General features: G+C 64.1%; 12 protein-coding genes. 3 read left to right on the top strand and 9 right to left on the bottom strand.

Going from position 1 to position 13,059, the window contains the following annotated elements; translation table 11 throughout:
• Positions 1 to 86 precede the first annotated feature (86 nt).
• Positions 87 to 581, top strand: coding sequence for an Lrp/AsnC family transcriptional regulator (locus AC07UR_RS07530; RefSeq protein ID WP_494700021.1), 495 nt, complete (start codon positions 87 to 89; stop codon positions 579 to 581).
• Positions 582 to 584: 3 nt separating this feature from the next.
• Here the strand turns inward: AC07UR_RS07530 and AC07UR_RS07525 are convergent, their stop codons facing one another.
• Entirely contained in the window at positions 585 to 1,391 is an 807-nt protein-coding gene (locus AC07UR_RS07525) for an anti-sigma factor family protein (protein WP_209789509.1), read from the bottom strand.
• Positions 1,388 to 1,930, bottom strand: a complete 543-nt coding sequence (locus AC07UR_RS07520; RefSeq protein WP_209789508.1) for an RNA polymerase sigma factor — start codon at positions 1,928 to 1,930, stop codon at positions 1,388 to 1,390. Before AC07UR_RS07520 ends, AC07UR_RS07525 begins: the two co-directional genes overlap by 4 nt.
• A gap of 161 nt (positions 1,931 to 2,091) precedes the next feature.
• On the opposite strand from AC07UR_RS07520, the gene AC07UR_RS07515 reads away from it, so the two are divergent.
• Complete coding sequence (locus AC07UR_RS07515) at positions 2,092 to 3,498, top strand: S8 family serine peptidase (RefSeq protein ID WP_494700020.1); 1,407 nt, start codon at positions 2,092 to 2,094, stop codon at positions 3,496 to 3,498.
• Between the two features lie 126 nt (positions 3,499 to 3,624).
• Here the strand turns inward: AC07UR_RS07515 and AC07UR_RS07510 are convergent, their stop codons facing one another.
• Together AC07UR_RS07510 and AC07UR_RS07505 are read right to left on the bottom strand one after the other, a co-directional pair.
• Positions 3,625 to 4,797 (bottom strand): glycerate kinase family protein, encoded by a 1,173-nt coding sequence (locus AC07UR_RS07510; protein ID WP_209789506.1) that lies wholly within the window; start codon positions 4,795 to 4,797, stop codon positions 3,625 to 3,627.
• Between the two features lie 172 nt (positions 4,798 to 4,969).
• On the bottom strand, positions 4,970 to 6,445 hold the full coding sequence (locus tag AC07UR_RS07505; protein ID WP_234941685.1) for an SLC13 family permease: 1,476 nt from the start codon (positions 6,443 to 6,445) through the stop codon (positions 4,970 to 4,972).
• 298 nt (positions 6,446 to 6,743) lie between these two features.
• On the opposite strand from AC07UR_RS07505, the gene AC07UR_RS07500 reads away from it, so the two are divergent.
• Complete coding sequence (locus tag AC07UR_RS07500) at positions 6,744 to 7,229, top strand: pyridoxamine 5'-phosphate oxidase family protein (RefSeq protein WP_209789505.1); 486 nt, start codon at positions 6,744 to 6,746, stop codon at positions 7,227 to 7,229.
• Positions 7,230 to 7,292: 63 nt separating this feature from the next.
• Here the strand turns inward: AC07UR_RS07500 and AC07UR_RS07495 are convergent, their stop codons facing one another.
• The 5 genes from AC07UR_RS07495 to AC07UR_RS07475 are packed head-to-tail and all read right to left on the bottom strand — an operon-like array spanning position 7,293 to position 13,026.
• Positions 7,293 to 8,537 (bottom strand): Gfo/Idh/MocA family protein, encoded by a 1,245-nt coding sequence (locus AC07UR_RS07495; RefSeq protein ID WP_209789504.1) that lies wholly within the window; start codon positions 8,535 to 8,537, stop codon positions 7,293 to 7,295.
• A gap of 22 nt (positions 8,538 to 8,559) precedes the next feature.
• A complete protein-coding gene (locus AC07UR_RS07490) occupies positions 8,560 to 9,579 on the bottom strand; it encodes a LacI family DNA-binding transcriptional regulator (RefSeq protein WP_209789503.1) in 1,020 nt (339 codons plus the stop codon).
• On the bottom strand, positions 9,576 to 10,532 hold the full coding sequence (locus AC07UR_RS07485) for an ABC transporter permease (protein ID WP_209789502.1): 957 nt from the start codon (positions 10,530 to 10,532) through the stop codon (positions 9,576 to 9,578). The genes AC07UR_RS07490 and AC07UR_RS07485 overlap by 4 nt, the downstream gene beginning before the upstream one ends.
• On the bottom strand, positions 10,529 to 11,521 hold the full coding sequence (locus AC07UR_RS07480; protein WP_209789501.1) for an ABC transporter permease: 993 nt from the start codon (positions 11,519 to 11,521) through the stop codon (positions 10,529 to 10,531). The genes AC07UR_RS07485 and AC07UR_RS07480 overlap by 4 nt, the downstream gene beginning before the upstream one ends.
• Positions 11,521 to 13,026 (bottom strand): sugar ABC transporter ATP-binding protein, encoded by a 1,506-nt coding sequence (locus AC07UR_RS07475; protein ID WP_209789500.1) that lies wholly within the window; start codon positions 13,024 to 13,026, stop codon positions 11,521 to 11,523. The genes AC07UR_RS07480 and AC07UR_RS07475 overlap by 1 nt, the downstream gene beginning before the upstream one ends.
• Positions 13,027 to 13,059: the final 33 nt, after the last annotated feature.

Here is a 13,059-nt window from a genome sequence, read left to right as displayed (position 1 = left end):
TGGTGAAATTCTATTTCAGCTCGAGAGAGAAATGCGCTCTAAATAGCGACCTTGGATGCAAGTTTGTAAACAAAAGCGAGGGAACGATGGCCGTTTCAAAGACTGCACCGTCTGAGCTTGACCGCTTCGATCTGGCGATCCTGGCAATCCTGCAGAAGGACAACACGACGCCGCAGCGGCAGATCGGCGAGGCCGTCAACCTGTCCGCGCCGGCCGTGCAGCGCCGGATCAAGCGCATGGAAGAAACCGGCGTCATCCGCGCCAATGTGGCGGTGATCGATCCGGCCCGCGTCAACCAGGCCTTGACGATCCTGGTCGAGGTGGAGGTGGAAAGCGAGCAGATCGACCTGCTCGATGCGGCGAAAGCTGCCTTTTCGGCGGCTCCCGAAGTGCAGCAACGCTATTACGTCACTGGCGACGTCGATTTCATGCTCGTCGTGATCGTGCCGACGATGGGCGACTATGAAGCCTTCACCCGCCGCATGTTCTTCGGCAACCCGAACATCCGGCGGTTCCGGACGTTCGTGACCATGGATCGCGTCAAGGTCGGCCTGTCGGTGCCGGTGGAAAAGCCGCGCTAAGGGCTACTTCCGGCCGGCGAGCGCCGTCTTCTCGGCCTCCGCCTCAAGCGGCGCACCGGCGCCGATCGAGGCCAGATAGGCATCGACGGTTTCAAGCGACGACGCCGGCGCGAAACCTTCGCCGGTTTCCGGTGTGACGATCGCAAGCTGCGTCTGCCAGCCGGCGGCGCTACGGCAGGCAATCGAGACGAAATCCGGCTGATCCGGCCGCTTCATTTCGTACTCGCGGCAGATCTGTTCGCCACCTGCCGTGAACGTCGAAACCAACCGAACCTGTCCGTCGCCGACGACGATTTCCTCGCCCGAGGCGCGCTGGTCGAGAATACCTGACACGATCGGATCGACCAGGACCGCAACCTGCGGGCCCTCGACATCCGTTCGGCCTGCTCCGCCAGCAAAGTATCCGCCGACGCCACCGACGACGATGAGAAGCGATGCGGCCAACGCCATCATCAGCGACGAAGGACGGCGCGGGGTCTGAGCCGTTGGCTCCGGCCTGCGGAAGGCAATGATGTTGTCCGCACTCGCACTTTCGTTAGCCGCATCAGCGGCCCGGCTGCCGCCATCGCGTGCTGCCGCCTTGGCGGCCATGGCGCGGACGTTCTCAACCAGTTGATCCGGAACCGCCTCGTCGAGCATCGGCTTCAGCGCCTCGCTCGAGGCCGCCCGCGTTTCCATGAACATGGCGACGCGGGCCATCAGGTCGTCGTCCGTTTCGAGCGCCGTCTCGACAAGCCGCGTCGTCTCGTCGTCGAGTTCGCCATCGGCGAATGCCATCAGGATCTCGTCGGTGAATTCCATATCGCTCATCTCGCCCCGCCTCTCATATCCGGTGAACGCGCGGCCGCAGGTTCTATTCCCGCGGCTTCAGCAAGATTCTTGCGGGCGCGGGCGAGCCTGCTCATCACTGTACCGATAGGAATGCCGAGCACCTCGGCTGCCTCCTTATAGGAGAGATCCTCCACGCATGTCAGCAGCAGCACCTCGCGCTGTTCCAGCACGAGATCGTCGATGGCAGCGGCCACGCTTTTCAGAGTCATACGTGCCTCGGACCCCGCTTCTCCGGAGGGAACGGCAAGCTCCGGCTGAGCTTCGATCTCCTCCGTCGGACCGGCCGTCTTCTGACGGCGGAGCTGGTCTATCCACAGATTGCGCAGAATGCGGAACATCCAGGCGTCGAAACGCGTGCCCTCCTCGAACCGCTCCGAGCCGGCAAGCGCCTTCTCGCAAGCGGCTTGCACCAGGTCGTCGGCGATATCGCGGGAGCGGCAAAGCGAGATGGCAAAGCGGCGCAGGTTGGGCAGGAAGGCGACGAGGCGCTCGCCGAAGGCGATGTCCTGATCGGTCATTCCACGTTCCTTCCGGCGCTTCGATTGGCACGCGGGGGAATAATTTGTCCATTCATCCGTTGAGCGATATGGGAAGCACACGCAAAAGTCACCACCGGCGAGCCTGCCTTTCACGGTAAGCTGATCCACTCCGGCGCGGTCGGGACAAGGAGAAAGCCTTGATGAAACGCCTGCTTCGATTGACCGCCGCATCGCTCTGCGGCCTCGCAGTCGCCAATGGCGACCTTGTTCCCTCAGGGATCACCGGCGCCGCGACCACCAATTCCTTCGCCTTCATCACGCCAGCCCATGCGGACGACGATGGCGGCGGGGACGACGATGACGGAGGCGGGAGCGGTGGAGGTTCATCGTCGAGCCGGTCCTCCGTTCGCGGTTCCGGCGGTGCCTGGCGCGGCGGCGGCAATCTTTTCGACCTCTTCCGGGGCACGCCGGAAAAGCGCGCTGCCCGACGGCCTGCGCCTGTGCGCAAGCCTATCCATGTGCCCGGCGAACTCATTGCGCTTGGGCTGGACGAAGCCGCGATCCAGCGTCTCGGCGAACGCGGTTTCACGGCCCGGGCGCGACAATCTCTCGGGCTCTCCGGCTCTGAGATCGTCAAGCTTTCGATTCCCTCTGGAATGACGCTTGAGGCTGCGCGGCAGGAGGTCGCCTCGGCCTCGCCGGGAGCCGTCGCCGATCTCAACCATTACTTCGAGCCGAACGAAGGTGCCACCCAGCCAACACCGTGCGGCGAAGGACGGTGCGCTCTGGTGCGCACAGCCATCGGCTGGCCTGAGCCCGACGCAGCGAAGGCATGCGCCGCTGCCGGTCCGATCGGGCTGATCGACACCGCGATCAACCCCGACCACCCGGCGCTTCAGGGCGTCGATCTCGAGATCGTCCGCCTGGCGGCCGACGAAGTGCCGGAGTCCGGGCGCCAGCACGGGACGGCCGTTGCCGCCCTCCTTGCCGGCCGGCAGGACAGCCGCGCGCCCGGTCTGCTGCGCAACGCGCGATTGATCGCAGTCGACGCGTTCCAGAAGACGAAACGCGATGCTGACGTCGCCGAGACCTACGATCTGGTGAGGGCAATCGACCTTTTGGCAGCCCGCGGTGTCACAGTGATCAACATGAGCCTTTCGGGACCCCACAACCAGTTGCTGGAGAAAACCGTTGGGCTGGTCGCGGAGCGCAACATCCTGCAGGTGGCGGCCGCCGGCAACGACGGCCCCAGGGCAAAGCCGGTCTATCCTGCCGCCTACCCCGAACTGATCGCGGTTACCGCCGTCGACCGTAATTTTCGCCCCTACCGTCGCGCAGCACAGGGCGAGCACATCGACGTCGCGGCCCTCGGCACGGGCGTCTGGACGGCCGCTTCGATCGACGGCGGCCGGCCGCGCACCGGCACGTCATTCGCCGCTCCGTTCGTGACCGCCGCAGTCGCCATCCTGAGGGCTTCGAACCCTTCGCTTTCGGCCGAAGAGATCGGCAAGCTCGTGGCGCAAACCGCAGACGATGTCGGCGCGCCCGGCAAGGATCCGGTGTTCGGCTGGGGCGTTCTCAACGCGCGCGAGCTCTGCCGTTCATAGCGGCAGACTTTTTCACCGTAGCCTGACGACAAGACGTCCCGTGTCCGGCCCATAAAAATGCTCCGGCGGAAAGAAGGTGTCGCATTGCGCACCTCCTTTTCGCCGGAGCCGTCATGCCTGGTGCGATCAGGCCGCAAGTCCCCGCTCGGTCAGGAGCATGCCGACCCGCACCATGCGCACCGCATCCTCGGCCGCTCGCACCAGCAGCTTCGGTGCCGCATTGATCGCATCATCGAGACTGCAGGGCGCCTTCAGGATCGAGGCGAAGGCGTCGATGCCGTGCTCGAAGTTCAAGGTAACGCCCTTGCCGATGGTGCCGGCGAGCGCGATCACCGGCCGTCCGGCCTCCTTGGCACGATGGCCGACTTCCGCCGGCACCTTGCCGAAGGGCGTCTGGCCATCAAGGCTACCTTCCGCCGTGATCACCAGATCGGCCCGCGCGATCATGCTGTCGAGATCGAGATATTGCATGACGATGTCGTAGCGCGGGTGCAGCTTGCCGCTGAGCAATCCGAGCACTGCAGCGCCGAGCCCGCCCGAGGCGCCGGCACCCGGCGCGCTGCCAACGTCGACGCCGGTCGTGCGGTGGATTGCCTCGGCATAGGTCTCCATCGCATCGGCCAGCACTTCGACCTGCTCGGGCGTCGCGCCCTTCTGCGGGCCGAAGACCCGGGCAACGCCGCGTTCGCCGAGCAGCATGTTGTGCCAGTTCACAGCCGCATCGATGCGAACATCGGCCAGGCGCGGGTCGCGCGACGACAGATCGATGCGAGCCAATTGGCCGAGTGCGCCGCCGCCGGGCGGCAGTGGTAAACCGTCCTTGTCGAGCAGACCGACGCCCAGCGCCTGAGCCATGCCGGCTCCGCCGTCATTGATGCCGCTGTCGCCGCAGCCGAGCAGGATCCGGCGCGCGCCGGCGTCGAGTGCTGCCCGGATCAACTCGCCGACGCCATAACTGCTCGTGATGCAGGGGTTGCGGCGATCGCGCGGCACCAGCCAGAGGCCGGCGGCAGCCGCCATTTCGATGATGGCGACCGGCTCATCCTGCCCGCCGAGAAATCCGAAATGCGACAGGACCGGCGTGCCCAGCGGCCCGGTGACAACGCATTCGTGCAACGTGCCGCCCGTGACGGCGACCAAAGCCTTGGTAAAACCTTCGCCGCCATCGACCATCGGCACTTTCAGAACCTTTGCCTGGGGGCAGGCACGCAGCACACCCTTCTCGATGCAATCGGCCGCTTCTTCCGCCGACAGACTTTCCTTGAAACCAGACGGTGCAACCAGAATGGTCAATGTCATGTGACAGTCTCCTTGCGTTTTTGTGACAATGCGGATGCAAGGGAGGAACGGTCGCTCGCAGGGTTTATTCCGCCGAATACCAAACTATTTCGCGGTTAGTACAAAAAGCAGCAAAGGCCGTAGCTGACGGGCTCCGGCCTTTGCTAAAAACACATATTTTCAAATGCTTATATCAATCTCCAAGACCCATCAGCGGCCAGACGAAGGCGGCAACAAGCGTCAGGAGCCCGATGAAGGGGATGAGCAGCATCGCGGCCAGCCGCATCAGGTCGGAGGGCGTGAACGCAGGCGGTTCCATGCTGCCGAACAGCGCCACCGGCTTGGCCGAAACCATCAAGGTCTGGCAGAAGCCACTACCCAGAGTAGCAGCCATGATGAGAACCGCCGGTTCGACGCCGAGACCTGCGAGCGGCAAGGCGAGTGCCGGGATCAGCACCGTCGCCCGTGCCGTCCGCGAGGCGACGACGATATGCGCCAATGTCGCCAGGATCACTGTGAACAGGATCACCAGCCAGACCGGCGGTTTGCCGATAAGGCTGAGCATGCCGATGGCGCGATCGGCCAGAAGCGCAGCAGTCCCAGTGCTCATCAGCGCCTCGCCGATGACGAGCGTGCCGGCGAGGAACAGGAGCAGGTTCCATTCGACGGTCTTCAGTGCCTTGCGAAACGGCATTCCCGAGATTTTTTCCGACGCCATGACCAGGGCGCCGATCAGGGCGACGAAGGGCAAGGCGACACCATGAAGGCTCGATGTCGCCAGTGCCAGAACGATGAGTGCCGTCACGGCGAGCAGCGTGCGCTCCTGCGCAAGGAGCGGCTGCCTTTCAGCCTTTTCCCTCGCCTCCAAGACGGCGTTGCGATCCTCGACACTGAGGAAAAAGCGCAGGATGAGACCGCACGCGATCAGGCTGGTGATCAAACCGAAGGGTGCTGCCAGCAGAGCCCAATCGAGGAAATTGGGCGCGCCACCGCCACTGCGACGGATGAAGTCGGCCGCCACCAGATGTGCACCGGCACCGGTCAGAGAGGCAGCTGCAGAAAGAAGGACGATCGACGGGAAAAGCAAGGCGAGCGCCCGTGTCACGCCGGGACGATCGATCGCCGTCGTCAGCCCCAGGAACACCGGCATGAAGATAGCCGCACGCGCCGACGTGGAGGGAATGATGAAGGCAGTCACAAAGATCGTCAGCGTTACCGCCCAGAACAGGCTGCTGACGCGCCGAAACGGTGCCAGCAGCCTGAAGGTGAGACGCTCCACCAACCCGGACGCCTGCAGCACCGAGGCGATGACGAAGGCGGCAATCATCAGCCAGACGATATCATTGCCCAGCGCCGCAAAAACCGCTTCTTCACTGACGGTGCCGGTGGCACCAAGCGCCAACGCTCCGGCAAGCGCCACCGGCGTTTCCGGCAGGTCAAAGATCGTCCAGCAGACAAGCGTTGTCGCAAACACCATCAGCGCCAGGCGCATCGGCATGGTCAGCCCGTCGGCTGCCAGAAAAATCAGGATCGCCGCGAAGAGAAGCAGCATGGACCCGGTCAACAGCCGCACCTGGTGTAGCGGCATCTGCCCGCCGAAGTCGACTGCTTCGCTGGCGGAGGAGATGACGATCTCCTTCGCCGGTGCAAATGTTTGAACGCCGGTCATGATGGCCCAATCCTTTCTGCTGGCGGCCGGTTCGCGGCGAAAACCCGCGTGCGACGCCCGGCCTTCACGAGGTGTCGTTGAGGGCCTAACGGCGCCGCACCCTGTTTATTCCACCCGCAGCGCCACCGGGTTTCGATTTATCGGTGGGTAGAGGCGATGAGATGCCGGATGAGGCGGAGCCGCGTCGGGCCTTGGCAATCACGCCTGTCAATGTTGACGCATTGCGCCATATCAATGCGGTGGACCGCGAAATGCCTGCAGTCTTTGGGTAGCGTCTCACCGCAGGAGGAAGCGAAACATGTTCGTCAGGGAATTGTCGCGTGAGGAATGCATCGCACTTGTCTCCTCGCACCATATCGGTCGGCTGGCCTGCGCCAGGGATGACCAGCCTTACATCGTCCCCGTCCAGTACGCCTTTACTGCAAACCGGCTATACGGCTTCTCGATGCCCGGACAGAAAATCGACTGGATGCGCGCAAACCCTCGCGTCTGTGTCCAGATCGACGCGTTCTCCGACGGGGGAAGTTGGAAAAGCGCGGTCATCTACGGCAGATATCGGGAACTGCCGGATACCAAGCAATGGCACCAGGAGCGTCTGCAGGCATGGTCGCTGCTGGAGAAACGCACCAACTGGTGGGAACCGGGCGGATTGAAACCGGTGGCACAGGGCGTCGTCGGCACGTCGCCCCATCTGTTCTTTGTGATCGAGATCGACGAGATAACCGGACGCGCCATGGACGAAGATCCGGTGGACATCTCCTCGCACTCACGAAGAGACGCCTGAACGGGAGGCTAGACCTATCATGTCGACGGGGGCTGCGCCCCCGCCAGCCTTAGACAAGCGTGATCATGCGCCCTTGCGCGCGACGACGGGCACGTAGTGCTCAAGCTCCGGCGCAGGGAACTGCAAGGTGGCGTTGATCTCGGCGGAGCGATAGAGACCCATCAGCATCTCGACCACGGCAAGGCCATCCTCGAAGGTTTCGAGCGGCTTCTGGCCCTTGCGGAAGCATTCCACCATGTGGCGGTTCTCGTCGGTGTAACCATAGACGCCGGCCTCGTCTTCGAGCACCGGCATCAGCCCCTGCTCGGCATTCTGCTTCTCGACCAGATCCTCGCCTTCCGAACCGGTGACTTCGCGGGACATGAAGATCTTCAGGCCGGTGCTCAGCGAATTGTATTCGAGCGCATATTCCGGACCGAGCAGTTCGAGCTGGATGCGCAGCCCTGCGCCGACATAGGCCCAGGAAGTCGTCGCCTCGATCATCAGTTCGTTGCCGTCCTGATCCTCAAGCGTCACGGTTGCGCGGGCAAAATCCTCGGAGGGGCGGTTGCGGTAGTCGACGTCGTTGCCGAAGCGCTTGCGCAACTGTTCGGCATAGTTGGGGCGCGTCCATTTCAGGTTGGCGACCGTGCCGTTGACCGCCTTGATCTTCAGCGAACTGCGCGGTGCGCCCGGCGCGGTCAGCAGATAACGCGCCACCTCGACGCTGTGGCACATCATGTCGGAGAGGACGCCGCCGCCCTGCTTGTCGCCCTGCCAGAACCAGGGCTCATGGGGCCCGGAATGTTCCTCTGCCGCACGTGCGAGATAGGGCCTGCCGGTGGTGGAGGCGGCACGGCGCCAGATGATTTCCTTGCCGCGCAGGACCGGCGTGCAGAACACCTGATTTTCGAGGTAGCCGTGGTTGAGGCCGGCATCTTCGGCCAGCGTCAGCATCTCGCGGGCTTCCGCTACCGTGCGCGCCAACGGCTTTTCGCAGGCAACGGCGAACACCTTGCTGCGGCCCGACTTGATCGCCCCATGCAACGCACGCATCACATCGAGGCGCGTGTAGTTCGGCGAAAGAATCCAGATCGCGTCGACATCATCGGCGGAAAGCAGTGCTGCCAGGCTCTCATGCGTGCGGCAGGATCCGAGCCCGAGTGTTTCGACTTCCTTGGCAAACGTCTCGCGGTTTTCCGCCTTGCGGCTGAAGACGCCCGTCACTTCGACATTGCGCACGCCGATCATCGACTTCAGGTGGAAATGGGCGATGAAGCCGGTTCCCACGAATCCCACGCGCAGCGTCTGCTTCGGTAGCTGTGTCATTCTCTTCTCCCAGATTGTCAGGTTATTGGCGTGGCGAGGCGGTGCTGGCTCGAACGCTCAGGGCCGTCGGCAGCACGATGGGCGGGGCAAGTCCCACCGCCTCGCCGGACAGCATGCGCAGCAGCAGGGACATCGCCGTCCGGCCGATGTCGGCGCGCGGCTGGGTCACGGTCGTCAGCGGCGGATAGAAAGCCTTGCTCAGGTAGAGATCGTCGAAGCCGACGACCGAGACATCGCCCGGGATGTCGCGGCCGAGGCGGCGCAGCTCATGGATGGCGCCGTAGGCCATTTCGTCGTTGGCAGCAAAAAGTGCTGTCGGCGGTTCGGACAGGGCAAACAATTGGCTGCAGCAGAGCTGGCCGGTTTCGAGCAGATAGTCGCCGCGAACCTCGTAACCTTCTGGGATCGCGAGGCCCGCTCCCTGCATGGCTGCGCGGTAGCCGTCGCGCCGGTGCACGGCCATGACCTCGGGCAACGGCCCGGCGATATGGGCGATCTTGCGGTGGCCGAGTGAAATCAGATGCTCGACCGCGGCCTTTGCCGCGGCGATGTTATCGACCTGAACGTGCGGCAGTCCGGAGGATTCGATCATTTCCAACGCGACGACCACGGGCAGGTGCGCCACATCGAGTCCGCTATCGTGGCCTGGCGGCGGCAGCTTGCCCGTCATAAGGATCATGCCATCCGCATGGCCGTCGCGCAGCATGTTGAAATATTCCGTCTCGCGATCCGGATCGTTCTCGGTGTTGCCCATCAGGACCGAGTAACCGGCCTCGCGCGCCGTCGCCTCGACGCCCTTCAAGATGTCGAGATAGAACGGGTTGCCGACGTCGCGCACGACCAGCAGTACCGACATCGACTTGCGGGTGCGAAGGTTGCGCGCGCTGACGTTTGGCCGGTAGTTGAGTTCACGCGCAAGCGCGTGGATGCGCTGGCTCGTTTCGGCGGTCACCAGGCCGGAATCGCTGAGCGCCCGCGAGACGGTTGCGACCGAAACGCCGGCACGCTCGGCAATGTCCTTGATTTTCGGCCGATCGTTCATGCCCGCATCGCCTTTCCACGCCCATAGAACAACATCAGCAGCAGCAGCGTCGCGCCAAACACCATCTGGCGGCCGGATTCGTCGATGTTGACCGTCGTCAGGATGCCCTGGAGGATCACCAGCAGCAGCGCGCCGGCCATGGTTCCGGTGTAGCCGCCCTTGCCGCCGGCAAGCGAGGTGCCGCCGAAGACGACGGCGATGATCGAGGAGAGCATGTATTGCTCGCCGACATTGGCAAAGGACGAGCCGGAATAGCCAAGCAGGCAGAGACCGGCGATCGCCGCGAACATGCCGGAGATCATGAACAGGCCGATGCGCATGCGGCGGACCGGAACACCAGCCATATAGGCCGCATGTTCATTGGAGCCGATCGCATAGATGCGATGGCCGAAGACGGTGCGGTTGAGCAGGAAGGCCATGAAGAGGCCGATGGCGATCCAGAGCCAGATGATGCCGGGAATGCCGAACACCAGCGGCTGCGTGACGAAGGCGGAAAGGCCGGGGGCTGCGCGGCCGGAGGGAATGCCGTTGCGGATGACGACGAGCAGGCCCTGGAGGACGCCGAGCATGCCGAGCGTCATCACCAGCGGCGGGATGCGCAGCAGCGTGACACCGAGCCCGTTGAGGAGGCCGAAGAAGGCGCCGGCCGCCAGGCACGCAAGGATCGCCGGCAGGATGCCGCCATCGGCGCCGTTCATGACATTGCCGGCAATGATCGCCGAGAGAGAGACGACGCCACCGACCGAGAGGTCGATGCCTTCGCGGCCGCCGAGGATGACGACGTTCTGGCCGGCGGCGACAATGCCGAGCAGGGAGGCGACGATCAAAAGCCGCAGGATCTGGTCGGCCGAGGCAAAGCCGGGCGACAGGCTTTCGCCGAGATAGAGCAATGCTACGATCAGAAGCAGTGCGATCACCAGCGGCTTTTTGACAAAGGAAATGACGGCGGTCATGCGCGTGCCCTCCGGCCGGCCAGAACGCCGGCCATCAAGACGAGAAGGATGGCGAGGCCCTGGACGAAGTTCTGCCACTCCGACGGCGTGCCCATGAAGAAGACCAGCGAATTGACGAGGCCGATGGTCAGCGCGCCGAGCAGCGAGCCGACGACCGTGGTCCAGCCGCCGGCCAGCGCGCTGCCGCCGAGCACGACCGCCGCGACGCTGTAGAGCGTCATCTTGCTGCCGACCAGCGGGTCGCCGCTCGCCGTGTCGCCCGTGAGGCAAAAGGCGGCAAGTGCCGAAAACAGGCCGCAGAGCGCGTAACCCTTGATGCGCACGAGCACGACGGGAAGACCGGTCTGGTAGGCGGCCTGCTGATCGTCGCCGACGGCCAGAAGCTGGGTGACGAGGCGGGTGCGCGACAGGAGGAAGAGCAGAAGCGCAAGCGCCGCAAGCACATAGAAGACGAAGGGAAGGCCGAGCAGCCTGCCGCCATAGGTGCGCCAGAACAATGCCGGCGCCGGAGTGCCGGCAACCGGCATCACATAGAGCGCGAGCCCGGTGAAGAAGATGCTGGTGGCGAAAGTGGCGACGATCGCCTGCAGTCGAAGCGCTGCAACGACGATGCCGTTGACGACCCCGCAGGCAAGCCCGAGCAGAATGCCTGCCAGCATGGCGCCGATAACGGCGCCGGCGCCACCACCCCATTTCTCCATCAGGACGACGATCACCACATTGACGAGCGACAGCGTCGCGCCGGCGGAAAGGTCGATATCCCCGGCGGAGACGACATAGGTCTGGGCGATCGCCAGCATGATCAGCGCCATGTAGGTGCTGAGCAGTCCCGTCAGCGAACGGTAGCTGAGGCTGTTGGGCGAAAACACGCCGTTCAGCGCCAGAAGGGCGACGACGATGATCAATGCCGGCAGGAACGGATAGCGTTCGAGCCAGAGTTTCAGGCCGCCGGATCGGGCGGGTCGAATGTCTGTCGTGGTCGGTGTCATCACGCGGCCTCGTATGCAGCCTGGTAAAGGTTGTAGCGGGTGCGATCCTCGCCAGTGAGTTCGCGCGTCACCGATCCGCCGTTGAAGACGAGGATGCGGTTGGCATTGCCCAGCAACTCGGCATCCTCGGACGAATAGAGCAGGATGCCGAGCCCCTCGCCTGCCAGTTGCCGAATGAGCGCGAAGAGGTCGGCCTTTGCAGAGAGGTCGATGCCCTTGGTCGGATCGTCGAGCAGCAGCACGTCCGGTCGGTCGATCAGCCAGCGGGCGATGATCACCTTCTGCTGGTTGCCGCCGGACAGCGAGTTGATCGGGTGCATCAGGCTCGCGAACTTGGTGTGCATGGCCTCGAGCGCCGGCATCGCCTTCGCTTTGAGGCCCGACGGACGCGCGATCATCAGCCGGTCACGCAGGTAGTGGATGGGCGTGACGTTCTCGATGATCGGCCTGCCGGCAATGACGCCGTCGCGACCGCGGTCGCCCGAGACATAGGCGCAGCCGCGCCGGATGGCGTCGCGCGGGCTCTTGGCATCGAACCGATCACCGCCGATGCGGATCTCGCCCGACGTTACGGAGCCTGCGCCGAAGATCGCGCGCAACACCGCCGATTGCCCCTGGCCGTGCAGCCCGCCGAGCCCGAGGATCTCGCCCTTGGCGACCTCGAAGCTGACATTGCGGAAACCGGCGCCGGAAAGCCGGTCCACGGTCATCGCGGCACCTGCGGCAAAGCTCGCAACGGCAGGCGCAGACGATTGCGAGGCGGGCATGTCGCCCGCACCGCCGACCATCAGCCGGATGACGGCTGCGGGATCGGTCTCGGAAAGACTGAGCGTCTGGATGGTCTCGCCGTCGCGGATGATCGTCACGCGATCTCCGATGGCAGTGATCTCGTCCATGCGGTGCGAAATGAAGATGATGCCGCGGCCGTCGCGCTTCAGTGTGCGCAGGATGTCGAAGAAGCGATCGACCTGCGCGCGGTCGAGTGCCGAGGTCGGTTCGTCGAAGATCAGGATCGGCGCCTCGCTGGCGAGTGCCTTCATGATCTCGACCAACTGCCGCTGATCGGCGCGCAGATTGCCGACCAGCGTCTCGGCCGCAAATCCATCCCCGGAGACCCCGGAGAACAATTCGATGTAACGCGCGGCGCGCGCCTTCAGGGCGACGCGGTCGATAAAGACCCCGGCCTTCACCGGCAGCATCGCCAGGCAGATGTTCTCTTCGACCGAGCGGTTCGCGGCCAGGCTGAGTTCCTGGTAGAAGATGCCGATGCCCTGCTCACGCGCCGACTGCGGCCCTGAAATCGTGACGGGTCGGCCGTCGATCAGGATCTCGCCGCCATCGGGGCGCACGCTGCCGGCGATGATCTTGCACAACGTGCTCTTGCCCGAACCGTTCGAGCCCATGAGCACATGCACTTCGCCTGCCGCGATCTCAAGATCGCCGCGGCGCAAAGCCAGGGTGGCGCCGTAAGCCTTGCTTACGCCGTTCAACTTCAGTTTCGACATGGGGTTTGGTCCGTAAGGTCGGGTCCGGGGTGT

The organism is Ensifer sp. GW821-FHT05G01, assembly GCF_059419585.1.
This window is presented reverse-complemented; position numbering and strand designations above follow the sequence as displayed.

Bases quoted from the DNA above. Each gene is read 5' to 3' on its own strand.
- AC07UR_RS07530 (WP_494700021.1), top strand. From the start codon at position 87: ATGGCCGTTTCAAAGACTGCACCGTCTGAGCTTGACCGCTTCGATCTG.
- AC07UR_RS07490 (WP_209789503.1), bottom strand. From the start codon at position 9,579: ATGAACGATCGGCCGAAAATCAAGGACATTGCCGAGCGTGCCGGCGTT.
- AC07UR_RS07485 (WP_209789502.1), bottom strand. From the start codon at position 10,532: ATGACCGCCGTCATTTCCTTTGTCAAAAAGCCGCTGGTGATCGCACTG.
- AC07UR_RS07495 (WP_209789504.1), bottom strand. From the start codon at position 8,537: ATGACACAGCTACCGAAGCAGACGCTGCGCGTGGGATTCGTGGGAACC.
- AC07UR_RS07505 (WP_234941685.1), bottom strand. From the start codon at position 6,445: ATGACCGGCGTTCAAACATTTGCACCGGCGAAGGAGATCGTCATCTCC.
- AC07UR_RS07525 (WP_209789509.1), bottom strand. From the start codon at position 1,391: ATGAGCGATATGGAATTCACCGACGAGATCCTGATGGCATTCGCCGAT.
- AC07UR_RS07475 (WP_209789500.1), bottom strand. From the start codon at position 13,026: ATGTCGAAACTGAAGTTGAACGGCGTAAGCAAGGCTTACGGCGCCACC.
- AC07UR_RS07480 (WP_209789501.1), bottom strand. From the start codon at position 11,521: ATGACACCGACCACGACAGACATTCGACCCGCCCGATCCGGCGGCCTG.
- AC07UR_RS07515 (WP_494700020.1), top strand. From the start codon at position 2,092: ATGAAACGCCTGCTTCGATTGACCGCCGCATCGCTCTGCGGCCTCGCA.
- AC07UR_RS07500 (WP_209789505.1), top strand. From the start codon at position 6,744: ATGTTCGTCAGGGAATTGTCGCGTGAGGAATGCATCGCACTTGTCTCC.
- AC07UR_RS07510 (WP_209789506.1), bottom strand. From the start codon at position 4,797: ATGACATTGACCATTCTGGTTGCACCGTCTGGTTTCAAGGAAAGTCTG.
- AC07UR_RS07520 (WP_209789508.1), bottom strand. From the start codon at position 1,930: ATGACCGATCAGGACATCGCCTTCGGCGAGCGCCTCGTCGCCTTCCTG.